Below are 26,941 nucleotides of genomic sequence, written 5' to 3' on the forward strand. Positions count from 1 at the left end.
CATCGTTGATTAACGTATTTATATGTATCATCCCCCATAAATCTGAAAATATGTAAGTTAGAACTATAATTGTTCAGTGTTACTAAACATAAATTCATTGTTATTTTTAATAGAAATTTAACTGCTAGCTTAATTAACTCTTGTTTCGAAGCAGGTTCCATAATATAAAGATATCTTTTATATATTTTTTTCTATTTATATTTATAGTGTAGTAAATTTACAATGTAGTAAAGACAGAACTATTAAATAGAAAACAATAGCGGTAGATTACAAGGAGCACGCTTCAATAACTAAGATTTAACCAAGTAATTTATCAGGCACCTTATAAACTTTTAAATAAAAAACAAGAAGCGTCTCAGAGGTTAGTTTAGAAACTCTATTTCCTATTTATATAAACCATCTGAAACATAACTACTTGTGTAAAACTATCGAGAGATTTATTCAAACTCAATAGTTTCAGTAAACTACTTACTAAATTTATACCCATTTAATAGGGGTCGTACGTTGGGATCTAATATAAAATAACAGGAGCGATCCGATACGGTAGAGGGAAGGGGTTGATTCACGAATGGACAGTAATGTCATAGAAGTAAATAATCTTGAACATTCATACGGCTCTGTAAAAGCTGTTAACAATATCAGTTTTACTGTAAAACAGGGGGAGATTTTCTCATTCCTTGGTCCAAATGGGGCAGGCAAAAGTACCGTGATTAATATTCTTACGACACTCAGGAAACTCCAGAAAGGCGAAGCTAGAGTTAACGGGTATGATGTCGCAAAGGAACCAAACTCCGTAAGAAGGTCAATAGGTATTGTTTTCCAGATGCTTTGCCTCGATCATGAAATGACAGTGTCTGAAAATCTGGAATATCACGGTAGGATCTATTCGATGAAAAAAAAAGAAAGAAATAAACGAATCGAAGAACTTTTAAAGCTGACAGATCTGGAAAGTAAAAAGGACACCCTGGGGAAAGATTTGAGCGGTGGCATGAAGCGAAGGCTTGAGCTTGCAAGAGGGTTGATGACAAAACCTGCGGTCCTTTTCCTTGATGAGCCAACGATAGGTTTCGATATCCAGACGAGAATGAGAATGTGGGAATACCTTAGAGAGATTAAGAGAGAGGGTACTACTATATTCCTGACAACACACTATATGGAAGAAGCCGATCAGTTGAGCGACAGGATAAGCATAATTGACCAGGGGAGAATAATCGTAACCGGAACCTCTGATGAATTAAAGAATAAACTTGGTAAAGACCTTATTTACCTGGAAACAAGCGATAATAAGGCTGCTGCAGAGATCTTAAGGTCACTTGAGTCAGTTAAAAGTATAACAGAAGATACGAAATCTTTGAGAATTATGATCAGGGAGGATGTTACTCATGTGCTTCCTCAAATTATGGAGAAAATTCGGAGAGAGGGGATAGACATTATAATCGTAAATATTAAAAAACCTTCAATGGATGATGTTTTTGTTCATTACACAGGACACGGGTTAAGGGAAGGCAATGAAGACGAAAAACAGCAAGAAGTAGAAACGGTGGGGATTTCTAAATGAGCTTCGAATTTCGTGCCATATACTGGAGGGAGATGCTGAAATACTTCAGATATAAATCAGTACTCATCACTTCAATGATCCAACCTATTATGTGGCTGGCATTTTTTGGGCTTGCCATGTCAGATAGTTTTGACAAACTAACTTCATTTGTTCCAAATGAACCCGGCGTTCCCGTAGTCAAATATATTACCTACATGGGTGCAGGAATAATTGCAATGGATGTGCTGTTCAGCAGTTTGTTTGGAGGCACTACCCTTATGTTTGACAAAAAATTTAGCCTTTTGAGAGAAACTCTTGCAAGTCCAGTTCCCAGATCTCATATTATTCTCGGTGTTGGACTTTCCGGTGTGACTAAAGCCCTCTTTCAAACTTTCATAATAATAGGGTTCGGAAAACTTGTAGGAATGGAGTTCTTTAAGGGATATACACTTATTGAAACTCTTATCGCAATAGTGGGTATTATGTTACTGGTGTCAATATTTACTCTTGGCTTCCTATTTCTGTCAGGTTCAATTGCAATTACCGTTGAAAATCCGGAGGGAATGCAGTCTATCCTCACCCTGGTTAGTATGCCCATTTTCTTCGTAAGTAACGCCCTTTATCCTATTGACGGCTTTCCTACTATCCTCAAGGTTCTATCGATGTTTAACCCGCTGACCCTTCTAGCAGGCGGAATTCGTTATTTTGCTTTGGGGACCGACTTCTCTGTGATGGGAACTCACTACATATATACACCAGTTGATATAGTCGTGTCTTTCCTGGGCCTCATTTTCTTCGCCCTTGTAATGTTATCTGCTGCTATGTGGAGGTTTAATAAAGTAGACATATAATATTTCCAGTTCGCTTATTGTTTTTTAACTTTTTATCTAATGATACAAAGATTTCATTTAAACAGGCACGTTTTATATATTCAAAAACTTGGATTCCTAATCCAAGTTCCTTGTTTAAAATTACATAATCCAAGTTTTTGATTTAAAAGTAAATAATCCAAGTTCCCTATTTAAAAAGTAAATTTTAGACATGTAGTTGTATTTTTTAAACAGTTCTGATTTATAGCCCTCGCGTTTTAATGAGGCTCATCCTTTAGTTACGCTTTAGCAAAATACCATAAAACGCTATATAGTTACGTGAATAACGGTTTTCTATAGAGTGCTTTGAATCTTATTCTTTTTTGGAGAAAATGGTGCAAATACTGGACAGGCCTAGGAACCTCCCTGAATTCAAGACTTTGTTTTTCCAGTTTCATTCTAATAAAGTCGTCAACTACCGATCTCCTGCAACGATAGACTCGACTAGTTTAGGACTTACGTACTTAAAATACAAAATCAAGTACAATAGGCGTTGTAATTAAGTATGAGTTTTAGACGGTTAAAGGTTTAATGCTATAGATTTCTCGTTTTAACCACGTAAGTTATATAGTTATTCATCCCTCCGATTTTTCTATAAATACACGTGACATTAAATTAATCGTATGAATTCATTTTCAAAATTAAATATAGAAACAGTTTGAATGCTGCGAATTTCAGAATACCTACAAAGTCAAATAAATATCTCGTTTATATGCCGTATTTAAAATTTAAAGAAAATAACACTTATAACAGAATCTGCAAAGACTTTTTATCTAATTAACTTTTTAAAACTAGTAAAATTCACTTTTTAATTAAAAACTCAAAATTTTCTTCATTATAAATATTTAAACCTAATTCATATTAAAAAAGTAAAATTAGTTCTCCTTAAAAATTTCAATTTTTCTTTGTTTTTTCTTTGTTCTTTATAACTCCTTAATTGATTTTCAAAATATTTTCTAAGTCTCAGTTCCTCTACCTAAATTACCTCCTTATTGGAATCTCAAGTACAAGAACAGAGCTGAGATGTAAATTACTCGGCTGAACTCTATGGTTGTTTGACTAATCATTGTAGTATATTTTCTAGAAAAAACCCGAACCCAGTCACTTTTTTAAGAAAAAATAATACAGGTTACATGCATGAGCATATAGTATAAACCTGTATTTGATATAGAATGGTAACTGACTAATAAACACTGAGATCTACTTCACCGGGAGAATCTTCCAAAGCCACCAAAGCCACCAAAGCCCTGACCGCTGAGGTACATCATCTTAAACCTTATAATCTCTAGAAAAATGGTGATTTTTGTATAACTCAAATAAAGCATTGACATTGTAAGTCCCTCCACTTCTCTACTTTCAAAACTGTCTCTTTTCAATCCATCTTCCTTCAATAAAAATTGAGCATCTTCTGCCAATTTAACTCGGTTCACAGATACTTTGGATAATATTTGTTTTCGCCAACCTCCTTAGATATCCAGTTTATATCATACTCCCAAGTTATACTCCCAGGAATTTACTTTTGGAACTACAGGTAAGTATAAACAATCTTTAATAGTTCCAGCTAAAAGATTTAGGGATTTAAAGGATATTAAGTTGGATAACTGGATTGTATATGCCTACACTGAGTAATAGTATCAAATTTAGGTCTATTGGAAAGTAACTGTTCCAATAAAGAACTACCAAGGAGCATCAATATCAAAGTATACTTTAAATTTATATATAATGTAAAGAACTAAAACTTCTTACAAATAATAGTCTTTTAGTATTTAGAAACAGAATCTTTTACTGCAATAGTTATACAGGATTTCCAAGCATCTCGTTTCTTTAATTTCCATTTCAATTTTTCGGAGGTGAATACCCTTTAAAGGGAGCCATGATGTTCAAAAAATATTATACATTTCCTATTTTCGGCTTTTTAAAAACAATTTTAAATTATAGACTGTTTCCTATCCCATATTTCAAAAAGTATGTTTGAAACTACAGACACCTTCAAAAGAGTAAATATTAGCAAAATAAAAAAGAAGTAAAAAAGTGGTAATATTACGTTTCTTTTGTAAAGAAGAAGTTACCTGAAAAGCAGGTAACTTCATATGTTATTGTTATCTCTTAATCGTCATTATTGCTTAATCGCAGTAGAAGAATTTGAAGCATTCAGCTACATAGGAATAGCAGACATTTGAATAGAATATGCTGAAGGTCATTTTTAACCCCTCCCATCTTTTTATTAAGTTTGTTCGTTCCCCGTTATACCTGGCTTTCTGCAATTGGGAAATATAAGACCTATGATTATTCCCTGCAGAAACCGTTTAATTTACAGCTTGATTACCAGCAACAGTCTTCGTAAAAGAATTTGAAGCACTCAGCCTGATAGGTACTGCAGACCTTTGAATAGAATATGCTGAAAGTCATAATACGTTTCCTCCAGTCTTTTCCTGATTGTTTATCCCCCGTTATACCCTGGCTCTCTGCTAGTGGGAAATATAAGACTTTATGGTCTTTCCCCGCAGAGACCATTTAATTCTAATTAGCACTCCTACTTAATCGCAGTAGAAGAATTTGAAGCATTCAGCCTGATAGGCTTTGCTGACACAAGAATAAAAAATACTGAAAGTCATGATATCATTTCCTCCAATCTGTTCTTGATTGTTTATCCCCCGTTATACCTCGCCTCCTGCAGCCTGGACATATAATAACCTGGCCATTCCCTGCAGAGAGACATCTTACAATTCTTTTACATACGTTCATTTAAAAGAACGAGAAAAAGAATCCAATGTTGTTTGTGAAGTTAAAACACTGGTTAAGGTTGAATCCAAAGATAAGTTCTGGAAACATGTTTATTCCCTCCGTAGTTTGTATTTTCGAAATCGATACTTGCATACTGTAGATAGCAATTTTATTTGCAACCGCTGTTCAATTTTGATATAATTTTTGTCTATCAAACCTCCAAGTCACATGGCTACTGTCAGCCACTTGATAATATTCATATGGTGGATTTCCTCTTATTTCAGGATCTACCGTTTAAAATATTAGCTAACAGTGACTGTATATAGCTATATATATTAAGTTATATAAGCTCAATAGAAAATCATCTTCTTATAAATAATACTTCTTAAATGTTTAGAGTAAAGGTTTCACATACAGACATATGTTTTTTTAACTTATATTATGTTCAAAAGTTTAAAATTTATTCCCACTTAGATCTAAATATTTAATTGTATTCACAGGTCCAAAGAAAAAATTCTCTAAAATGTCTGGTGCAACCATCTTAATTCTGCCATCGTCTTTTTAGAAAATATGTAATATAAAAACAGTATAAATTTATTAGAACAAATACCGGGATAAGATTATGAATTTTTTGGGAAAAGCCTCTCCTCTCATGAAATAGTTACAGCTATCTGTTCTCACTGCTTTCATTTTAGAGGATTCTGTTTACAGAAATTTTTGGTAAAGACCCGCGTTTTATACTGAAAAAATTCGTTAAAAAGTCCAAAACAGCATATAGAGCTTCAATTTTGAAAATATAGTTCGTACTTCTTGCTTTCAAAGCTAGAAACCAGTAGCCACGTGCCTTTGAATAGTCACTTTAGTCGTAAATTAAGAAAGCATAAGTTAAAATGGACTGTCTTACATAATGAGTAAAAACGTTGAAATTATTCAATATAATCCATTCATCACATTTCAGTAACTTTGGGGAAGGGGGATATGAATATTATCAAAAATAGTTTACCTGAGGGTGGATTCTCTATTGTCGAGGTTTCCAATGTAAGGAAAAGCTACGTACTTAGGAGTCTGGAAATTTCCGTGCTCTCAGACATCAATCTCAAAACTGAGAGAGGAAAACTTCTGGCTATAATGAGCCCACCAGGCTCAGGAAAAAGTACTCTTGTGAACCTTATAGATTGCCTTGACAGGCCTGCTGAAGGTCAAGCTCTTGTCAGGAAGCGTGACCTCAATAGAATGCCGAATCAAGAGCTTACCCGCCTTAGGGGGCTTGAAATTGATTTTGTGTTTCAGAGTTTTAATCTTGTTCCGCGCCTGACTGCCCTTGAGAATGTTTTGCTCCCAACTTTTGCTAATTCGAGAATCAATATTGATTCAACAAAGCATGCAACGGAACTTCTCAAAGTTATGGGAATTCATAACCACATGCATCACAGACCAGGAGAACTTTCAGGAAGGCAGTTCCAGAGGTTTTCAATCGTACCGCATATCAATGATCCTGTAATCCTTCTTGCGGACGAGCCGACTGGAAACCTTGACTCCAGAATAGGAGCCTAAATCCTTTGTATATTATGGATTTGGATAACGAAGGGAGAACAGTAGTAATCGTCGCACACGACCCTGAAATTGCAAAATATGCTAACAGAGTTATCCCAGTAAAAGATGAAATAATTCAATACAATTGAAGGTGCAAGTATATGGAAATGATAAAGAAGATTACTGTAGCAACTCTTTTTTCCTTGCTTTTGATTTTCTTGCTTTTTGCAGTTCCTGCCTCTGCAGCTGTTGGGGGAGCCAATCTGAAAGTTACAATAGTCGAAACAAATCCCTATCCTGCAAAAATAGGAGAATACCTGACTTTAACCGTTCAGGTAGAAAACATTGGAGGGGATAAAGCTGACAATGTTGACATCGAGGTTGTACCTCAATATCCTTTCTCTCTTGATTCAGAGACAAATGCCTTACAGAATGTTGGAGCCCTCAATCCTGGAAGGACTGCTACAAAGGAATTTTACCTTTTTGTAGACAAAAATGCGCAGAAAGGAATCCGCTCCATTGACATCAGAACAAAAACAGGTAAAAACAGCCCCTGGAGTGAGAAAAGTTTTGACATACGAATAGGCACTGAAACATTTAAGAGCAAAGGTACAGTTGAACTTAAGGAAGTTGCTTCGGAACCAGAAGTTTTCATGCCCGGAGACAGGGGTACTGTCACTGTAACTCTTATAAACACTGCAAGCAATCCTACTGTCACCATTGATGGAAGTGACTTCGATACCAATGCCAGAATTCAGGCTGCAGTTTTAAAACCTTTATCTGATGGGATAATCGTCCTTGACGCTCCTTATGAAGATATGGGCATTTTAGGGCCTGGAGATAGCATCAAACTGACTTTCAATGTTAAAGTTGCAGAAGACGCTCCAGAAGGAACTCACAACTTTGAACTTGCAATAGAGGGGAACTCCTTCGATTATAACAGCAGAAAGAATATTCCTCTCAAGGTAGATTCTTCTAACATAAGAGTGATTCCTTCAAAAGAACTTCAACTGACAAATGGTGAATCTACAATTGAGTTCGATGTAGCGAACACTCATCCTAATGAGTTTAGCTCGGTTAGTATAAAACCTGAAGCTGAAGGAGTCACATTTTACCCTGCTGAGTATTTCATAGGACCAATGAATCAGGACGAACTTTTTACGATTGAATTTAATGCCGTTGCAGACAATTCATGGGGCACCAGTAAGGAAGGAGAGATAAACATGAGCCTCACTGCTAACTACAACAACGGAATCAACAGACATGCAAACACTGTAGGAGACCTGAAATTTATAAACATTTCAGAGTCCCCTGAGTCTAATTCAACAGCCGTACTGGCAGGTGGACTTATTATAATCTCTGTTCCTGCAGCTCTCTTGTTCTACAGAAGAAGGAAACAATAATTAAAGAAATATTAAAGAAAGGTTAGCTGACATCATATTTGTGGGGGAAAATATGATAAAATTTTCACAGGCAGCTCGTATAGCAGCTGGAAGTATAGGTAGTGCTAAACTAAGGTCTGCACTTACAACACTGGGAATAGTAATTGGCATAGCTGCAGTAGTTGTTAACGCATCTCTTGGTGCCAGTTTTAACCAGTTTTTTACTGATGAGATCTCTTCTGTAGGCTCTAATTTTATTATCGCAGCTAGCGAACAGCCAAATCTCTTCTTTGATAACGAGTACAATCTAATGAAGAATACTCCGGGAATTTCCGGCGTATCTCCAAGAAAATCGATGAGCGGGGATCTCACATATCTTTCTGAAACTAAAAATGTAAATATTGCAGGAATTAACAAAGATTTTCAGGAAATCCAGGGACTGCAAATGGAAGAGGGTACTTTCCTGACGGACAAAGATAGCGCTGTGGCTGTTCTTGGATATGATATTGCAAATGACAAGTTCAGCAAAAATATTTCCCACAGGAGCACTGTAGAGATCGCTTTTCGACAGGAAAACGGTACCGTTGTAAAGAAAAGTTTTAAGGTAAAAGGAATATTGAAAAATTCCGAGCCAACTGTTGTGGGTGAGGATAGTGACTACGATTTAACAGTTTTTATTCCCGTTTCTACAATGAATGAGATGATCGGGGAAAAAGACTATGGAGCCTTCCTTGCGATGGCAGACAGTCCTGAGAAAATTCGTGATATTTCAGATGACGTGGATAGCAGATTCGCGAGGAACTTTGGAGTCCCGGAAAGAGATATTGATAATGAGGATTTAAAACCCTATTACGTCTTTAATCAGGAGGAAGTTCTTGAGCAAACTGGAAAAATAGGAGATGCTTTGAGTTCTTTCCTTCTCATTCTTGCCCTAATATCTCTTTTTGTGGGCTCGATAGGAATTATGAATATTATGCTTGTGACCGTAACTGAAAGAACCAGAGAAATAGGGATAATGAAATCTGTAGGTTACAGCAATTCCAATATTCTATCTCTGTTCTTGCTGGAATCTGTAATGGTCAGTTCCTTTGGGGGGATCGTAGGTACTGTAATAGGTGGTCTGGGAGCTTACGCTCTTGAAATTGCCCTTAAACTTCCTCCTGTTTTCCCCTTAACATTGATTGAAATAGGGATTGCAGTTTCGGTTCTTGTCGGGATAACTGCTGGTCTTTATCCTGCAAGAAAAGCTGCACGCATGAATCCTGTGGATGCCTTAAGGTATGAATAAGAATATGTCCCTTGAATAGGGCTACTCTATCTGGAGAATAGCCCTTTTCTGTTTCAATCCGTTCCTCTTGACCAGCTCGATTGGATATTGATCGGTAAAAATAGTTTCAAAATAACTTCATAACAAGTAGCTCTATGGATCCACTCAACGAATTTAGCACACTGGAAAATCACTCTACGGTTAACGCTTAAAACACAAAAATCGGACTAGGCTAAATTGTATGACACGTAGGAGATTTATTAATTAATTTGAATATTTGAAAAACAGAGGAGTAGATATGGAAACGAAGATTTTGATTAAAGACGTTTCTGCTCCAGGAGATTTAATTTTGGAGACAGAAACCGAAAATCTCACACTTGAAGTAGAACTGCCCTCTGGAGAAGGCCTCGTTAATTCAAAAGAAGAATCGTTTAAATGTAAACTGGGCCGTTCGAGAGATCTACAGAGTGACAAAACACATAGGACAGCGACTCCAATAATTAAAGTTATTGATGTCAAAAAGAGCTATACTCTTGGAGGTATGGAGGTTCCAATTCTTCATGATATAAACCTTAAAGTGCTAGAGGGAGAATTCCTTGCCATAATGGGACCATCGGGTTCGGGTAAAAGCACACTTATGAATCTTATCGGTTTTCTTGATAGGCCTACGGAAGGGACAATCATAATTAAAGGTCTGGATATCAATAAACTATCTGACAAGGAAGTTGCCAGGCTCAGAGGGTTAGAAATCGGTTTTGTTTTTCAGACATTCAACCTGATCCCCAGGCTTACAGCTCTTGAAAACGTTGAGCTTCCAACCTATGCCAACGCAAGGAGTGGAGTCGATACTCATGAAAGAGCAAAGGAATTACTTAAACTCGTGGGACTGGAAGATCGAATGCACCACAAGCCGGGTGAGCTTTCAGGTGGTCAATCCCAGAGAGTTGCTATTGCCCGAGCTCTTATCAATGACCCTGCGATCCTCCTTGCAGATGAACCCACTGGAAATCTGGACTCGAAGACAGGCTGTGAAATTCTAAATATATTTAGAAGACTCAACGAAGACAGAAGAACAATTGTAATGATTACTCACGATCCGGAAATTGCAGGATATGCAGACAGGATAGTGCTCGTAAAGGATGGAATAGTTCAGAATACGGAATAATCTCGGGTGTTATATTTCAAAACTCAAGCTAATCGGGGTGTGGAATTAGAATGGCAAAAATCAAAAATTCATTTGTCCCTCTTGTATTATCCTGGCTTTTAGCTTCCTCGTTTTTTGCATCTTCTGCCTCTGCAGCTGTTGGGGGAGCAAATTTGAAAGTTACAATAGTTGAAACAAATCCCTATCCTGCAAAAATAGGAGAATATCTGAATCTGACTGTTCAGGTGGAAAACATTGGTGGAGATAAAGCTGACAATGTTGACATCGAAGTTGTACCTCAATATCCTTTCTCTCTTGATTCAGAAGCAAATGCCCTAAAGAATGTTGGAGCCCTCAATCCTGGCAGGACTGCTACAAAGGAATTTTACCTTTTTGTAGACAAAAATGCGCAGAAAGGAATCCGCTCCATTGACATCAGAACAAAAACAGGCAAAAACAGCCCCTGGAGTGAGAAAAGCTTTGACATACGAATAGGCACTGAAACATTTAACAGCAAAGGTACAGTTGAACTTAAGGAATTTGTCTCGGATCCGGAGGTTTTCATGCCAGGAGACAGGGGTACTGTCACTGTAACTCTTATAAACACTGCAAGTAATCCTACTGTCACCATTGATGGAAGTGACTTCGATACCAATGCCAGAATTCAGGCTGCAGTTTTAAAACCTTTATCTGATGGGATAATTGTTCTTGACGCTCCTTATGAAGATATGGGCATTTTAGGGCCTGGAGATAGCATCAAACTGACTTTCAATGTTAAAGTTGCAGAAGATGCCCCGGAAGGAACTCACAACTTTGAACTTGCAATAGAGGGGAACTCCTTTGATTACAACAGCAGAAAGAATATTCCTCTCAAGGTAGATTCTTCAAACATAAGAGTGATTCCTTCAAAAGAGCTCCAGATAGTAAATGGTAGATCTACTCTTGAGTTCGATGTAGCCAATACTCACCCTAATGAGTTTAGCTCGGTAAGCATAAAACCTGAAGCGGAAGGCGTCATATTTTACCCTGCTGAGTATTTTATAGGGCCAATGAATCAAGACGAGCTTTTTACGATTGAATTTAATGCGGTAACAGACAATTTATCCGATGCCAGAAGGGACCCCTACGAGCCTATAAATCTAACACTTTCAGCAAATTACGGCAATGGAATAAATAAGCATGAGAATATAGTAAGCAATATGTATATTCAGTCCATTGAGGCAACTCAGGGCAGTTCGGGCATGCTTGTCCCAGGCTTATTACTTGTTGTCATCGCCGTTGCAGGCATACTAGTTTACAGAAAGAAGAAACAGAGCAGAAAATGAACATTCAGGGAGAACAAAAGCTCCTGGAGATTAATATCAAATTTTTGAAAAAAGTTTTGAAGGTAGTGCAGCTCAGATAGATATCCTGAAACATACGAAGCAGTTTAAGGCTGCACTCGATCTTTTTGATTATATCCGGGTAAAGTATGCAAACGATTCCCAGTCCTGGTTTTAGCCAATCTCCGATCAAATTATTTCTTTCCTATTTTATCGGAAGAGTAAAGATAAACGTGCTGCCTTTTTCTCCCTTTGATTCCACCCAGATATTCCCTCCATGAAGATCTACGAAGTTTTTAGCAATATAAAGTCCAAGTCCAGTTCCACCGTATCCCCTGGTTGTGGAAAAATCTGCCTGAATAAAAGGCATAAACATCCTTTCGTGATCCTCTTTTGACAGCCCTATTCCGCTATCCGAAACTTTAATCTCGAGCATCCCTTCTTTTTTGAGGGCGCTTACAGTAACCTTTTTCTTTTCAGGAGTGAGTTTTATAGCGTTATTCATGAGACTGTACAGGATCTGTCTCAGCTTTGTTCTATCAGCCCGGATGTTCTCAAGAGAGGCATCAACCTTTACTTCTACACTGACTTTCTTACTTGAGGCAAATGAGATAAGACTCATTCTTACCTCTCCTAGAAGGCTGGCAATATCTACATCTTCATAATTAAGGTTCTTTTCCCCGGTTTCGAGCATTGATATATCAAGTAGATAATTGATAATTTCCAGAAGGTTCTTCCCGCTTATGAGAATATTACTTACATATTTTGATTGCCTCGTGTTCAGGGACCCGAAAGCTCCTTCCAGCAGCAAATCGGAGAAACCTATTACCGAGTTAAGGGGGGTCCGAAGTTCATGGTTCATGTTAACCATCAGCCCATTTTTGGCCCAGTTTGAGGCTTCTAGATCTGTTTTCGCTTTGAGAAAATTATTTTTCAGCTCTATTTTTTCTTCCAGAATTCTCAAACTCTCTAATTTCCCTTTTCTTTTAGCAAAAACATTGCTTTCTTCCATTAATTCTAGAAGGACTCTACCTGAAAGTTCTTCAAGAGGAATGGTATAGAGAAGTGTGATACTTTTATTCTTTTCCAAAGCCATTGTTTCAATGGCCTTTCCACACGTTTCAAGACAGGGCTTAAGAGAATTTCCAGTGTTTTTAATCTCAAAATTTGTTCTAAACCCTGAAAATCCTCCAGAAAGGGTATTTCCATATCCTTTTTCGGCGAGTTCTTTTACTGCTGACGCAAGAAGAGTAAGATCTTCCAGGAGTGGATTAGCCGGCAGAAATTCTAATTGAGAGGAAGTGAGATAATGCTCGACATCCACTCCTGCCTTCATAAGTTCACTTTTTGCCCCTTCAGCAGCCAGTTTATCCGGGGAAACCCATAAGCAATATTCTCCCCCTTCAAGTCCTTCCTTAAAATAGGTAACAAGTAGTTCTATCAATCCTTCGGCGTCCTCATACACGGCAGAGATCTGGTGACTCTGCGGAGCTTTTAAAGAAGGTCCAGAGTCTTCAGCAATATTTTTCCTCAAAATATTTCCCCTCCATATTCTAATTGCGTTTCAATGTTATGCAACTGGGCTTGAATAGGGTATGAGATAGAGTCTAAAGAGGCAAATTTTAATGTTCAGCAATTTCGGGCAGCTTAAGCGCTTTAAAATCATTTGAAGAATTCAGGGCAACACAATCCTCTTTCTAAACTTATGACACTTATACATACTCTTCATTTTTTATATGTATATTGCTAGCATATATAAGAAATATCCGCGTTTAGACTGTTCTCTTAAAAGCAGCTTACCATATATTCGGGAATTAATATTTACTGAGGTTTCGGAAACCGGACAAAACGAAACCGGACAAGATGGAACCACACAAAATGGAACCACACAAAATGGAACCGGACAAAATGAAACCGGAAGAAACACGTTTTAACTTTAACGATTCGCAAACGTATTCTGTATTTTACTACTGCATCTGAAAATTGAAGCTCAACTTACGTGAAGTTTCAAACAGAGTTATGGCATCAAGGGTATAGACCCCCTACCATACTTCTTGCATTCAAACTTATACAGGGAATTTATTTATCAGGATAATTATCCCCTAATTGATATATTAATAAAAACCGGAATACTAATTATGTATCCTGAAAATAAATGGAGATAGGATTTTCAATATAATTTTTCCGGCAGAATTCGATACTATTAATATCTAAGCCGGTGCTAAAATATTGATCTGCGCAGCTTTGAGGAGGACTAAAATACGGAGATTGGAGAGAAAAGGACTATTGGAGCCCGAAATTTTCTTTACCCCATGCCCACTACCCTCGTAGGGGCTCGTGTAAACGAAAAGCCGAATTACCTGACAGTCGCTTTTTGCGGAGTTGTACAGGCAAGCCCTCCCATGATTGCGGTGACCCTTGGGAAAATGCACCATACAAATGAAGGAATAAGGGAAAACCAGTGCTTCAGTGTAAATATTCCTTCTCAGAACATGGTGGAAATTACGGACTACTGCGGCATAGTCTCCGGAAAAAGAATAGATAAGTCCGAAATTTTCGAAACCTTCTACGGAAAACTTGAAAAAGCCCCAATGATCCGGGAATGTCCTGTGAATCTTGAGTGCAGACTTATTGACATTCTGGATCTCGGAGGCGCGAGTGAGGTTTTCATAGGAGAGATTGTTGAAAGTTATGCAGAAGAAAGATATCTCTGTAATGAAATTCCTGATATCGAGAAGATCAAGCCTATAGTTTTTTCCATGTACGATAATAATTACTGGGGAATAGGTGAGCACCTAGGCAAGGCATGGTCTATTGGGAAAAATTTTGCTGAAGGTGGTAACGAAAAAAAAGCTGAAAATGCTAGATGATACGCTGTAGTAAAACTCCAGGATGAGCGAAAGGAAAATAAATATTATTGCAGGCGTGACTGGAAGAAAATAAGTAAAAACGCATAACTGTATAATTAGCCAAATAAACGTAAAATTGGCCTAATAACTATATAATTAGCCTTTAATTAGAAAGGCTGTTGGAAAGATTCATTTCAGCTCAAAGGTTTTTCAGCTCAGAGGTTCTTTATTCAATGGGAAGGGGGATTACACATGAAAATAACAGTATTCAGCGGGAGCCATAAAGGCAGGGAAGGAAACACTCTAATTATGGTAGAGGAATTCCTGAAAGGAGCAGAAGAAGCCGGGGCAGAAACCGAAAACATTTTTCTGATCGAAAAAAGAATTGGATATTGCAAGGGAAAATTCGAGTGCTGGCTCAAAACCCCTGGAAGTTGCACAATCAGGGACGATATGGATGATCTGCTTCCCAGATTTGTGGCTTCAGATATTGCAGTATTCGCATGTCCCGTGTATTTCGATAATATCCCAGCTGTTATGAAAAACTTTATAGATAGACTTACTCCTGTGCTTGTGCCTCATTTTGAAGAAGATGAAATGGGAGAGTACAGGCACGCAAAACGCTATGAAAAGCTTCCAAAACTCGCCGTGATATCAAACGCCGGGTTACCGGGCCAGACAAACTTTGAGGTTGAAAGCCTTTTTTTCAAGCGGCTTGCAAGAACTTTTCATACTGAACTCGTTGCTGAAATATACAGAGGAGAAGGAGAAATATTTAGGGGCAAAAACAATATCATGCTAAAACCTCTCCTAGGAAAGTATAAAAAAACCCTCAGATGCGCAGGAAGAGAACTTGTAGAGAACCAGACACTCTCAGAAAAAACCATAAAGGAACTTGAAAAACCAATTGTACCTGAAAGCCTGTACATAAAATTCGGGAACGAAGAATGGAACCGGCTGTGCGAGGAAAATAAGGTTGACTGAACAGTGCTGCACAAGCATGAAGAAATTGTAGACCTATGGATACTAAAAATGGATTAAAAACAAGCCTTTTTAAAAAAGGCTTGAGCGAAAACCATGAGCCAACATTTGGGTTTGAGAACCTTATCCCCAAACCCTATTGGCGTGATCACAACCCTTTTCAAAAAAGGCTTGACCGAAAAACCAAGCAACAACGTGGTCGGCGTGATCAACCGGCGCAACGGTTGCTACAAAAATATTCTGGCTGTTCTTTCTAGCTGTTCTTTCTGGCTGTTATTACTTAGTCTCCAAACCGCCTTCCACAAGGTCTTCCAGGCTGTGTTCCATGTAAGGGGCATTGCTCCTGTTGATGAGTTCCTGACAGACTTCTGCCGGCTCTCCATCCATTGCAAGAGCTCCGTTATCAATCAATATAGCCCTGTGAGCAACTTCCCTAACAAAATCCATGTGGTGGCTTACAAGCACGATGGTCGTGCCAAAGCGTTCGTTGATTCTTTTTAAAGAGTTTGTGACATCCCTGAGAGTTACAGGGTCAAGGTCTCCGAATGGTTCATCAAGCATAAGATACTCGGGAGAAGTTGCAAGGCTTAAGGCAATGAAAGCCCTGACATGTTCGCCCCCGCTGATCTGGTAAGGAGTTTTGTCAAGAATTTCCATTGGCAGGTCAAGGGCTTCGAATACTGGTCTTGCATAGGTATCAACATCAGTTATTGGGATCGTCGGAAAGAGTTCAAAATAGATTGTGTCATTCAGATTGAGTTCCCGCAGAGCAGTTTCTTTCTCTTCTTCTGGCATGTCAGGCAGGCGGTATATAGTATCAAGGGTTTCATCCGACAGCCCTATTTCCCTAGCTTTACTCCTTGCATGTTCAATTGAACCTTGCTTTTTCATGCTTAACCTGAACCGAATTTGTTCCCTTACCGTGGAGTTTACGGACATCGAGAATTCCTGGTTCATAATACTCATGATCCTACGGAGTTCCATGCGTTTTTTGCTATACCTGGTAACGTCTACCAAGTCTCTGTTGCATAGATATTCTACGGTTCCGCTCTTTGGTTTTACAAGCCCTTCCATGAGTTTCATAAGGGTTGTTTTTCCAGCTCCCGAGGATCCGATAAAAGCCAGAATTTCTCCTCTGTAAATATCGAGAGAAAAATCTTTGATATTCAGGACTTCTCCCATCCTGATGATGGAATAGCGTTTTGAAATGTCCTTAACTTTAATGCAGACCTCTTTCTTCTCGGGTTCCGCAAGCTTTTCCTTTGGCTTCATATCCCTGAGGAAATTTTTAAGTACTAGGGAAGGTTCTCCGTTGGCTGCAATTTTCCCGTTTTCAAGGAAGATCAACCTGTCAGCAAGATAAGCGTGAATTTCCGGAAGGTGAGAAACTACTATAATTGGGATGTTCAACTTCTTTTTCAGGCTCTTTATTACATCAAGGACTTCCTGTTTTGTATCCGGCCCGGTCATTGTAACAGGTTCATCTAGGAGAAGGAGTCTCGGCTTTGCGGCAAGCTGTCTTGCCATTACAACTCTCTGTTTTTCTCCCCCACTCAGGAGATTGGTGGAATGAAGCGCCTTATCCTCCAGGCCCACGAGTTTTAGATACTCCATTGCTTCTTTAAACAGGTCGTCGTAATCATTATCTACACTGTGCGGAAGATATTCATTCCGTGGAAGGGATTCATACCCCACTCGAAGGTAGTTCAGCTTTCTTATAACATTTTCAATCGCAGGCCCGTTCCAGAGCCCGAAGTTTCGCTGTAGGTGTATTGCGCTTACGCTCTTCAGAAATTTATCCCCTTCAATCCCTGAAGCAGGCGTTATAATTTTTCCATCTACTTCCACAGTTCCCTCCTGAAAGGGCTCAACTCCCCGGAGAATGCGCAACAATGTCGACTTTCCGCTTCCGCTTCGACCTGTTATCCCGAGGATTTCTCCATCCTCTACCGTGAAGTCGATATGGTCCAGCACTTTTATCTTTTCGGAACGTACCTCATAATCTTTAACCAGGTTGGAAACTCTGAGCATAATCATACCTTTTAGTGTTAATCGTAAGTTAATGCCTGACCCGAAATCTGTTCTGCAATTCTGTCAATTGCGCGTGATAACTTGCCTTTTTCACTGCAATTTTCGGATGCTTTTGCGCCAGTATAATTTATACTAAAATAGGAGTCAGATATTACCTTATAACTATTTATTACAATCGGCTGCTATAATTAAACCAGAACAGTCTTAAAAACTAAATATGGAAACTCAAAACTTTCTGAGACATGCCACACATCAATTTAGAGCTAAAACCGCGCTCTGGAAAAAAGTACTCTGGAAAAAAGTACCCTGAAAAAAATAAGTAATTTAGAAGAATAGCAGAACTAAATAAATCTTAAATAAGACTTAAATAAGTCCTTTCATACTTAAAAGCAGGCAGCACATCTGGAATTTTAGTTTCAGAGTTCATCTTTTTATGGCTGATACAAGATCAGCCACTTTTGCAGTAACGTCCCTTGCTTCTTCAAGAACGGTGCCGGTAACTATCATATCTGCACCTGCCGACACACAGAGTTTTGCAGCCTCTGCGTCTCTAATCCCACCGCCAACAATGAGTTTGTTTTCCCCTAGAACTTTCTTGACAGCTCCTATCATCTCAGGGTTAATAGGCTTGTCAGCTCCGGACCCGGCTTCAAGGTAGGTATAATGCATGCCGAGGTATTTGCCTGCAAGGGCATATACTGCGGCAAGTTCAGGTTTCTTTCTGGGGATCAATTTAGCGTCCCCTACCCAACCAACAGTCCCTCCGGGTTCAACTATAAGGTATGCCATGGAAATAGGTTCTATCTGACTCTGGTATACAAGCGGAGCTCCCAGAACCTGGTTTGTGATCACATACCCTAGATCTCTCGAGTTCAGAAGACTCATGAAAAATACGGCATCTGCATACCTGCTAAGCCCGGCTGAACTTCCCGGAAAAAGAATGGTTGGAACATCTACCTTTTCTTTTATCTTTATGACGGTCTCATCAAGCAGGGTTCCCGACGCTCCGGTTGAGCCCCCTATCATGATGGCATCAGTGCCTCCCTTGACTGCTGCAAGGGCGATTTCAGCGGCTCGTTCAGGCGTTTGGGAAGCAGGATCGATAAGGGTAAGATGAACTTTTCCTTCCTGATCAATGATTTTCTGAAGGTGTGCTTCCACCTGCAAAAAAGATCATGCTCCCTTGGATTCCTTGGATTTTACCCGAAGAGCACTGTAGCCGCATTTTCTGCAGCGAGTTGCTCTTACTGCATTCCTTGCATTGCATCGCATGCAAATTTTTTTATTTAATAATCTTTCTTCTGCTTCTGGAAAACGACCCATTTTTGTCACCTGCTATTATTTTTCAATATTGATAAGGTATATAGTCCGCTTAATGGATGTTAAGGGATATAATGTTTTTCATCAAAAAAGCCCGTCTTTTATTGAGTTTGCAAGCTTCCTTTCTTTTACTTTTAGGATAATCATCGTTTTTCTTATCCTGCTAACTCAAAGCTTATTTATTGCTTATGTTGTTTATTCCCTGCCCTATGGCTTAACCAAGATGAAGCTGTAATTAAGTTGACATTGGATTGTGTCAAAGTTAACATTGAAATTATATAACGATGATAATTATTTACAGATAAAATCATTATTTAACGCTAAAACCGTAAGATTCTAAGCCCAATTTCATATTAATTTAATTTGGAAGGTTTATTTAATTTCTTGATCTTATAAATGGTGATTTATGTGTTGATTCATCCTATAGACTACCGGTATGGTACAGCAGAAATGAAACATGTGTGGAGCCAGGAAAACAGACTAAACAAGCTCCTTCAAGTCGAGGCAGCCCTTGCCCGCGCCGAAGCGGATATGGGTTTGATCCCCGCAGATTCGGCTGAGATTATATCTGAAAGTATCTCTTCCGTAAAATCTGAAAGGGTTGACGAAATTGAAGCAGAGATCCATCATGATATGATGGCTGTGGTCACTGCAATTTCTGAACAGTGCAGAGATGACGCTGGAAAATGGGTACATTTCGGAGCCACTTCAAACGATATTCTAGATACGGCAACAGCTCTCCAGATTAAGGATGCAATTGATCTTATGGAGGATAAACTCAAAACTTTTCTCGGAGTTCTGCTTGACAAGGCCGAAGCCCACAAGAATACGGTCTGCTGCGGAAGAACTCACGGACAAATAGGGGTTCCGACAACATACGGACTGCGCTTTGCTATATGGGCTTCGGAGATTTCAAGGCATCTGGACCGTCTCCATCAACTCACTCCAAGAGCTACTGTAGGGCAGATGACAGGTGCAGTTGGGACCCAGGCTGCGTTTGGGAAATCTGGGATACTTATCCAGAAACTTACAATGCAGCACCTTGGAATCGGCGCTGTTGATGTTTCCAATCAGATCATTCAGAGAGATAGGCACGCTGAATTTGTAATGTGGATGGCAAATACAGTTACGACTCTGGATAAGATAGGTATAGAAATCAGGACTCTCCAGCGCAGTGAAATTGCCGAGATTGAGGAAAGTTTTGGAAAAAAGCAGGTAGGCTCATCTACTATGCCCCATAAACGCAATCCTATAAAGTCCGAGCAGATGTGCGGGCTTGCAAGAATTGTAAGGGCCATGGTGGAGCCCGAACTCCTTAATAATACACTGTGGGATGAAAGGGATCTGACCAACTCTTCTTCCGAGAGAGTAGTTTTCCCTGAAGCCTGTGTGCTTACGGACCACATCCTCAAAATAGGGATAAATGTAATTGAACATCTGAGATTCTATCCTGAAAATATCCGGAGAAATCTGGAATTGCTAAGGGGCCTTAATATGGGAGAGGCTGTGATGATTGAGCTCGCAAAAAGAGGAGTAGGCAGGCAGGAAGCCCATGAGCTCGTGAGGACTGCAGCAATGAAAGCCCACGATACAGGACAGCATTTCAAAAATGTACTTCTGGAAAATCCTGATATTGCAAGATATTTAACTGCTACAGATATTGAGAATCTCGTAAATCCCGATAAATATATAGGGACTGCAGTGGAACAGGTTGAAGTACTTGTCGCAAAACTTCGTGAAGCTTATTCTCTCTAACTTACTCCTTCTAACCTTTTTTAATTTTTCACATTATTAAAAGGTTGCAGGATGTTATTTTCTCTAGCCAGCATGATATCTTTTTATTTTCGAAGATATCTTCTTATTTTCGAAGATATCTTCTTATTTCCAATGATCTTCTAAAGTATGTATAAGTTGCTTATTGCCCTATATTTTATTTCATTGAGAATTTAGAAGTTGCCTGACCATAGATCCTGAACCATTTTATTCCTGTAGCTTCTGTTTGAAAACCTCGAGATTTTCCCAGTTAAATTTTTCAGGAGGGCAGGCTCGGATACATTTCTGGCAATGGGCGCCTTCACATAGGTCAGTGCTTATCATAACTCTATTTTCGTCGTCAATTGATATAGCGCCAGTTGGGCAGACTTTAATACACTTTTTGCACTCGGGGCAATCGACAACCATAGTCATGTAGGTTCCGACTCTTTCAAGTACATGAAGCCCTTCTTCTCCAAGAACTGGAATATCTCTCTCCACACGTTTATCGATAATGAGATTCTGTATCGGGTCTCCCAGGCCTGGAAGCTCTTTCTTTTTGAGATATTTCTTGAACATTTTAAAGGGCATACCTTCTTCCCAGTACGCAAGTTCAAGAACATATACGTCCCGGAATTCCGGAGCAGTCGCAAACATTATGTGTGTGCCTATTATCTGACTTGCAATGTCCTGAAGTTCCCATAATCTCTTTTCCGACAGCAATATTTCACGGGCGACTGCAAGTGAAGTGTTTCCAAGCTGGGAGACCTTTCCTGTTGCGTACGGAATCAAACCGATTTTCTGGGCTTTTGCTGCATCCATATATGTACCGGCAGCACCTGCCATATAAGCCGTATCAATGTCTGCCATTTCGATACCTGCGGTCGAACAGAGCGTAATATGCCCTGCACGAATTGCGCCTATAGCTTTTCCGGCTTCCTTCAGGTCTTTTTCAGAGAAATCCATCCGATTTTGCAGGTGAATAAGCTCATCCGGAGTTTTAATCCTTGGAAGCTCTATAAGGCCACGTTCAATTCCTTTTTCTATCAGAGCTATGACCCCGGTACCTGTGATTCCTTTAGCCTTGATCTGACCTTCCTCAAGGATTTCCCCGGTTGCCGGATCGATTATATCTCCAGGAACCGGTTTCATTTCTTCACTCAGGACGTAGTTCCTTAATCCCCCATTCTCGAATTCAAAATCTGATATGACGTAAGGAGACGCAAGGTTTCCATGTTTTATCTGCTGTCCTTCAAGGGCAGGGCCAGCAGCTGCAGATCCCGTATAAATAATATCCTTCACTTTGAGGGCCATTTCTGCATTTGTTCCGTAGTCCGTAGCAATTGAAATTTCGTCGCTATCGAGCATTCCGGATTTTATTATCAGGGCAAGGGCATCGGCCCCAACTTCATGTTTTATTGCAGGAGGAACTACGATTTCACAATCATATTCATCAAGCCCGGGGATTTCACTGCTATGTATGATTCTCGCGCTTCTGTCCTGCTCCTGTATATTATACTTCTTTTTCTTCCGTTCTCCTGCATAGGCCAGGTCTTCGATGCTTATCCCCTGAAAGATGGATAGCTGAATTGGGTTCCCACATATTGAAAGTCTTTCAAGTTCTTCACTTTTCACATCAAGAGCCTGGAATAGGCTCTTTACTGCATTTATAGAAAGTCCATGTGCGAGATCCTGACCATAGTGAATTGCGAAATCCATATGATCCATTACGTTTGATCCGGGAAGAGGATTCCTCAAAGTTATCACTGTTCTTCGGATCTCTTCTGTATCAAGATCGATTTTTTGAGCTCGATACCCACTTGTTCCAAGGTCAATTGCAACTCCACATCTCATAGAAATTCCCCAAATTTTCCCCATTTTACCGATATTTTGGTGTGCTATATAGCTGTTTCAGATTTATTTACACATTATTTTGAAAAATAACGTATAAATAAATAGGGTGATTTATTTCTTTTTATATATTTTAAGCCACTCTTATTAAGCCTCTTTTTATAAGCTCTTCTTTTAAGCCCTTCTGAATATATCTTAATACTTTTCCAAGCAGCTTAAAAAATAGTCTCACTCAATAGTCTCACCCTTTTTGCTTTTTTCTTTTAAAGACGATTGAACATTCACGCCCCATTATGAAAAACAGATATCGGGAGGGATATGACTGGCATATATTTATATATTACAAGTGACTTTGTATAGCTGATGAGCTAGTCCGGGTAGCCCGGCGTTACCTGTAACCCGAGATCGCCGACACGCGGGGGACGAAGCCAATGGAAGATGCGTCGAAGGGACTCCAGCCTGGAATCTCAACGGAGAAGCCCCGTCCTGCTTGGATGGTGCAGGTATGCGGGTTTGCTGGAGAGCAGGTCTTCATACCATAACTGCGGAAACCGGTCGAGGCCCGGAAGGGAGCAGACTTACTGTGGGCAACTATCGCTTGCGGGGCTGCGGGGTGGAGAAGAGGTCCCAGTCTCCTGGTATCTCCAAGGTTCAACAACCTGAGGTGTGCTCATCGCTTAATATATCAGGTGATTCAGTTTTATAGCATAACTATTATACTTCTTGTAAAATAGTCCCTGTGAAACCCTTCCTCTGGAAAAGATTAAATACATAAAATGCATTTAAGGGGACGTGCTTCTTAAAGTCCTTTGTGACGAGATAGCCAAGCCCGGTATGGCGCGGGATTGCTAATCCCGTGATGCTTTGCGTCCCGGGGGTTCGAGTCCCCCTCTCGTCGTTATTTTTTAATTTTTTCTGAGTTTAATTTTTTCTGAGTTTAATTTTTTCTGAGTTTAATTTTTTCTGAGTTTAATTTTTTCTGAGTTTAATTTTTTCTGAGTTTAATTTTTTCTGAGTTTAATTTTTTCTGAGTTTAATTTTTTCTGAGTTTAATTTTTTCTGAGTCTCGTTTTTGGATGTTATCTAAATTTTTGGCCCTAACACTGATTTTCAGATCTATTTGGTAAATAAACCTCTGATTCAGGAACAAATTTTAAACTTTCAATGAAATTTTTGAGATAGATTCTGACTATTCCTCAACCCATCTTTTTTAAGATCAAAACATAACTCTTAGAAGCATGAAAGAAATCATAGTAAATAGAAGACTTTTTCTTGCAGTAATTATTCTTACAATTATTTTTTCTTCCTTTTATATTCTGGACTTCAAGGCGGCAAAGAGCGAGACCAAAGCTAATTCCATGGTAAGTTCCTACTCCACAAGCAACCCTCAAATTGACTTTCCAGGTAGGATTTGCCTCCATATAGAAGGTAACGACTACTTTTCGAAATCTCTTAGAAAAAACCTTGATACTGAACTGGAAAAAGCAGGCATGGAGGTATCAATCACCGACGAAGTAAAGAACAAGTATAATTCTCAAGCCCTCCTGATTAATATCAGTAAACGTGACGGAGTCTATACGCCTGTTTATACCTTTTCAAATCTGAATATTTTTTTCTTCTATACCTCAACTGGAGGAGACGTAAAATATTTTGATCAATTTAAAGAAGGATCTGTAACTGTAACCTTCGTAAACAGTAGCTCTCGGGAAGGAGAAAAGTTAATAAGTGGGAATGTGGAATTGAAGGACTCCACAAAAGGCCTGATCTCACAAAAAGCCTATATAGATTACGTAACAGCCCAAGCTGCAAAGGAAATTACCACCAGGCTTGAGCAGAATACTCAAGAACTTCTTTAATCAAAATACTCAACACTGTGGAGTTTTGAAAGCAAAATCAAATAAGTTTTTGGCTGAATGGACTTTTTCTCCTGCCAATTTCCGGTTTCTTTCAGTTTTTTTGCTTTAGTTTATTCTTTGTTTTGACCTGTTCTTTTTAAGCATTTTGCACCAGATGTTCATGTCTTCAAATCCATTTCCAATCTTGCAGTTGTTAACTAGCCTGCCTGTGTAAGCATAGCCAAGAGAAGCAAAAGCTGCATTTATTCCTAGAGATGAAGCTCTACAGAGAGTATAAGAGCTTCTGAAGCCTCTATTTAAAAGTTCTTTTTCCAGAGCTTTGATGAGCTCTTTTATCAATCCCTTTCCCCTCTCGGAAGGAATTGTCAGGCAGTCGGTTATTTCTGCACACTTGTTTGTTGGGTCCATTTCTGCCGAAGCAAGGCTCAAGATTGTTCCTTGCTTTTCTGCAAGGAAATAGAGAACATTCGAGTCCATGGTTTTTAGAAGATAACTTTTCATGTGCAAAGGAGTGGGATAAAACTTAAACTCCTGCCTGTAAAGAGTTGCCATTGCTGAGGCATCAGCCTGGACTGCAGGCTTGAGCCTGTACTCTTCCTGAAACCCGATATTCTCTCCTTGTTTTCTTATGTTCTCATTTTTTTGGGAGCCATCCGGTTTTTTCAGTTTTCTTCTGGATATCATTACTTTTCTGAGACAGCTTTCAATTATCTGGTCTTCTTTCCCTTTATTAGAAGAAACTCCTCTGGAAGTTTCAGGGTAACTTGAGAAAACATGGCAGTCTTTTCCTGCATAGTACCCCTTGATGTTTCCTTCCTCTACATATCCACAGGTTTCAAGCTCTTTTATGTTTTCCAGAGGCGTATATACGATTATCTTCCCAATTTTTTCTACTTTAGCAACGATTTTAAGAACTTCTGAAATTTTCTCAAAAATTCCGGTAAAATTCATAACTTTTATTCTGTTGTTGTAGTAATCAATTACAAGATCAGCTCTTGATCCTCCAATCTCCAGATTTATCTTTTTCCAGTATCCCGCCAGTTCTTCTTTAATTTCAAGAATAAAGGGAAGGTTTTTTTCCATATTTTTTCCTCCTTACGTTTTTAAAGTTTTTTGACTTGAGGAGATTTTCCTGGTTTATTTCCTTTACTCTTTTCTTTAGAAACGCTTTTTTCTTTCGAGGCTTTCGGGTTCGAGAGCGATTATGTCATTTTCTTCGTCATATAGTTTTGCAATGCCTGTGCCACTTTTAAGCCCTGGATGCTTATCGCAGATTGAACAGGCTTGCTGACACTCCCAGGAATAAGCTTCAGGTTCTGGGTACATGCAGATCACCCCTTCGTAATTTCTAAGGACGACTCCTGTGTCCGAGCTTGAAATCAGGTAATTAGGACCTACAGGAATTTTTCCTCCTCCTCCAGGGGCATCAACAACAAAAGTAGGAACTGCAAGACCCGATGTATGTCCTCTAAGCATCTCAATGATCTCTATTCCCCTCGAAACTGAGGTCCTGAAATGCTCCAGCCCAAAGGAAAGGTCGCACTGATAGAGATAATAAGGCCTTGTTTTTATCTTAAGGAGTTCGTGGCAAAGTTTTTTAATTACCATCGGGCAGTCATTGACTCCCCTGAGGAGTACGGACTGATTACCAAGAGGAACTCCGGCTTTTGCTAGCATTCTCATTGCCTTTTTAGCTTCCGGGGTAATCTCTTTTGGGTGATTGAAATGGGTATTAAGCCAGACTGACGGATATTTTTCAAGAATTTCACATAATTCAGGGGTTATGCGCTGAGGGAGGGTTACAGGAACCCTTGAACCTATCCTTACTATTTCCACGTGAGGAATGTCAAAGAGTTCTCCCAGGAGCCAGTCCAGCCTTTCATCGGAAACGAGCAGGGCATCTCCTCCCGAAAGCAGGACATCCCTTATTTCAGGATGTTCTCTAATATACTCGAGCCCTTCTCTGATTACCTTTTCAGAATAGTCGTACTCTCTGTTGCCGACCCTTCGCTTGCGGGTACAGTGTCTGCAATACATCCCACAGCGGTTTGAAATGAGGAAAAGCACCCTATCAGGATATCTATGGGTTATACAGCTCTCTTCAGAAGGGGAATCCTTATCCTCACATAGGGGATCTTCGAGTTCCCAGGAAGATTTTTTAAGTTCGGCTGAACTGGGTACAGCCTGCATTCGAATAGGACAGTTAGGATCTGTCGGATCTATAAGAGAAGCATAATAAGGAGATATTGCCATAGGAAAAACTTCAAGAGCTTTTTTTATATCTTCTTTCTCGGTCTCTGATAACTGAATCAATTTTTCAAGTTCTTCTACGGTCTCAATTCTATGCCTGTATTGCCATTTCCAGTCTGAAAATTCTTCTTCAGATGCATTAAAATAGTTCATAATCTTAGATTTCACAATTAAACCTCAGTGAAAGCTGAAAGAAAAATTATAGGAGAGACTTCCAGAGTACAATAAAATGAACCCTGTTCTAGGAAATTAAATCCCTCTTTTTTCAGCTTA

The 26,941-nt window shown here is 39.2% G+C and carries 19 protein-coding genes, 1 tRNA gene and 1 other RNA gene; 13 read left to right on the top strand and 8 right to left on the bottom strand.

Features of this window, described 5'->3' with window-relative positions; genetic code table 11:
- Positions 1–568 precede the first annotated feature (568 nt).
- Both MSBRM_RS17115 and MSBRM_RS17120 read left to right on the top strand, forming a co-directional pair.
- Positions 569–1,558: an ATP-binding cassette domain-containing protein gene (locus MSBRM_RS17115; RefSeq protein WP_048156427.1), complete on the top strand. Its 990-nt coding sequence runs from the start codon at positions 569–571 to the stop codon at positions 1,556–1,558.
- A complete protein-coding gene (locus MSBRM_RS17120) occupies positions 1,555–2,388 on the top strand; it encodes an ABC transporter permease (protein WP_048156429.1) in 834 nt (277 codons plus the stop codon). The genes MSBRM_RS17115 and MSBRM_RS17120 overlap by 4 nt, the downstream gene beginning before the upstream one ends.
- Before the next feature lie 1,223 nt (positions 2,389–3,611).
- On the opposite strand, the gene MSBRM_RS17125 is transcribed toward MSBRM_RS17120, so the two are convergent.
- On the bottom strand, positions 3,612–3,821 hold the full coding sequence (locus MSBRM_RS17125; protein WP_141706477.1) for a hypothetical protein: 210 nt from the start codon (positions 3,819–3,821) through the stop codon (positions 3,612–3,614).
- Between the two features lie 2,287 nt (positions 3,822–6,108).
- Between MSBRM_RS17125 and MSBRM_RS17135 the strand changes: the two genes are divergently transcribed.
- The 5 genes from MSBRM_RS17135 to MSBRM_RS17155 all read left to right on the top strand — a co-directional run bounded on the left by MSBRM_RS17135 (position 6,109) and on the right by MSBRM_RS17155 (position 11,781).
- On the top strand, positions 6,109–6,684 hold the full coding sequence (locus MSBRM_RS17135) for an ABC transporter ATP-binding protein (RefSeq protein ID WP_329957091.1): 576 nt from the start codon (positions 6,109–6,111) through the stop codon (positions 6,682–6,684).
- A gap of 140 nt (positions 6,685–6,824) precedes the next feature.
- Positions 6,825–8,066, top strand: a complete 1,242-nt coding sequence (locus tag MSBRM_RS17140) for a COG1361 S-layer family protein (RefSeq protein ID WP_048156435.1) — start codon at positions 6,825–6,827, stop codon at positions 8,064–8,066.
- Between the two features lie 52 nt (positions 8,067–8,118).
- Complete coding sequence (locus tag MSBRM_RS17145) at positions 8,119–9,333, top strand: ABC transporter permease (RefSeq protein ID WP_048156438.1); 1,215 nt, start codon at positions 8,119–8,121, stop codon at positions 9,331–9,333.
- 277 nt (positions 9,334–9,610) lie between these two features.
- Positions 9,611–10,477 carry an ABC transporter ATP-binding protein gene (locus MSBRM_RS17150; RefSeq protein ID WP_048157180.1) on the top strand — a complete coding sequence of 289 codons (867 nt, stop codon included), beginning with the start codon at positions 9,611–9,613 and terminating at the stop codon, positions 10,475–10,477.
- 50 nt (positions 10,478–10,527) lie between these two features.
- Entirely contained in the window at positions 10,528–11,781 is a 1,254-nt protein-coding gene (locus MSBRM_RS17155) for a COG1361 S-layer family protein (RefSeq protein ID WP_048156439.1), read from the top strand.
- Positions 11,782–11,983: 202 nt separating this feature from the next.
- Here MSBRM_RS17155 and MSBRM_RS17160 read toward each other — a convergent pair whose 3' ends face one another.
- Positions 11,984–13,312 carry an ATP-binding protein gene (locus MSBRM_RS17160; RefSeq protein WP_069575358.1) on the bottom strand — a complete coding sequence of 443 codons (1,329 nt, stop codon included), beginning with the start codon at positions 13,310–13,312 and terminating at the stop codon, positions 11,984–11,986.
- Positions 13,313–14,090: 778 nt separating this feature from the next.
- Here MSBRM_RS17160 and MSBRM_RS17165 point away from each other — a divergent pair.
- Positions 14,091–14,648 (top strand): flavin reductase family protein, encoded by a 558-nt coding sequence (locus tag MSBRM_RS17165; RefSeq protein ID WP_048156442.1) that lies wholly within the window; start codon positions 14,091–14,093, stop codon positions 14,646–14,648.
- 231 nt (positions 14,649–14,879) lie between these two features.
- Positions 14,880–15,611, top strand: a complete 732-nt coding sequence (locus tag MSBRM_RS17170) for a flavodoxin family protein (RefSeq protein ID WP_048156443.1) — start codon at positions 14,880–14,882, stop codon at positions 15,609–15,611.
- Positions 15,612–15,884: 273 nt separating this feature from the next.
- Here the strand turns inward: MSBRM_RS17170 and MSBRM_RS17180 are convergent, their stop codons facing one another.
- From MSBRM_RS17180 to MSBRM_RS17190, 3 genes are all read right to left on the bottom strand, one after another.
- Entirely contained in the window at positions 15,885–17,639 is a 1,755-nt protein-coding gene (locus MSBRM_RS17180) for an ABC transporter ATP-binding protein (RefSeq protein ID WP_048156449.1), read from the bottom strand.
- Between the two features lie 423 nt (positions 17,640–18,062).
- Positions 18,063–18,806, bottom strand: a complete 744-nt coding sequence (locus tag MSBRM_RS17185) for a geranylgeranylglyceryl/heptaprenylglyceryl phosphate synthase (protein WP_048156451.1) — start codon at positions 18,804–18,806, stop codon at positions 18,063–18,065.
- A 6-nt stretch (positions 18,807–18,812) separates the two neighbouring features.
- On the bottom strand, positions 18,813–18,962 hold the full coding sequence (locus tag MSBRM_RS17190) for a 50S ribosomal protein L40e (RefSeq protein ID WP_048156454.1): 150 nt from the start codon (positions 18,960–18,962) through the stop codon (positions 18,813–18,815).
- Between the two features lie 405 nt (positions 18,963–19,367).
- Here MSBRM_RS17190 and purB point away from each other — a divergent pair, with 405 nt between their 5' ends.
- Positions 19,368–20,714 (top strand): adenylosuccinate lyase, encoded by a 1,347-nt coding sequence (gene purB, locus MSBRM_RS17195; protein ID WP_048156456.1) that lies wholly within the window; start codon positions 19,368–19,370, stop codon positions 20,712–20,714.
- A gap of 225 nt (positions 20,715–20,939) precedes the next feature.
- Here the strand turns inward: purB and MSBRM_RS17200 are convergent, their stop codons facing one another.
- Positions 20,940–22,565, bottom strand: a complete 1,626-nt coding sequence (locus MSBRM_RS17200; RefSeq protein ID WP_048156460.1) for a methylamine methyltransferase corrinoid protein reductive activase — start codon at positions 22,563–22,565, stop codon at positions 20,940–20,942.
- 358 nt (positions 22,566–22,923) lie between these two features.
- On the opposite strand from MSBRM_RS17200, the gene ffs reads away from it, so the two are divergent.
- The 3 genes from ffs to MSBRM_RS17215 all read left to right on the top strand — a co-directional run bounded on the left by ffs (position 22,924) and on the right by MSBRM_RS17215 (position 24,418).
- Positions 22,924–23,238, top strand: an RNA gene (gene ffs, locus MSBRM_RS19785) — signal recognition particle sRNA.
- Between the two features lie 137 nt (positions 23,239–23,375).
- Positions 23,376–23,460 (top strand) — tRNA-Ser (locus tag MSBRM_RS17210).
- Between the two features lie 340 nt (positions 23,461–23,800).
- On the top strand, positions 23,801–24,418 hold the full coding sequence (locus tag MSBRM_RS17215) for a hypothetical protein (RefSeq protein ID WP_048156469.1): 618 nt from the start codon (positions 23,801–23,803) through the stop codon (positions 24,416–24,418).
- A gap of 105 nt (positions 24,419–24,523) precedes the next feature.
- On the opposite strand, the gene ablB is transcribed toward MSBRM_RS17215, so the two are convergent.
- Entirely contained in the window at positions 24,524–25,501 is a 978-nt protein-coding gene (ablB, locus tag MSBRM_RS17220; protein ID WP_080943719.1) for a putative beta-lysine N-acetyltransferase, read from the bottom strand.
- A 75-nt stretch (positions 25,502–25,576) separates the two neighbouring features.
- A complete protein-coding gene (gene kamA / locus MSBRM_RS17225; RefSeq protein WP_048156472.1) occupies positions 25,577–26,836 on the bottom strand; it encodes a lysine 2,3-aminomutase in 1,260 nt (419 codons plus the stop codon).
- Positions 26,837–26,941 lie beyond the last annotated feature (105 nt).

This window comes from Methanosarcina barkeri MS (assembly GCF_000970025.1).
Lineage (GTDB): Archaea > Halobacteriota > Methanosarcinia > Methanosarcinales > Methanosarcinaceae > Methanosarcina > Methanosarcina barkeri.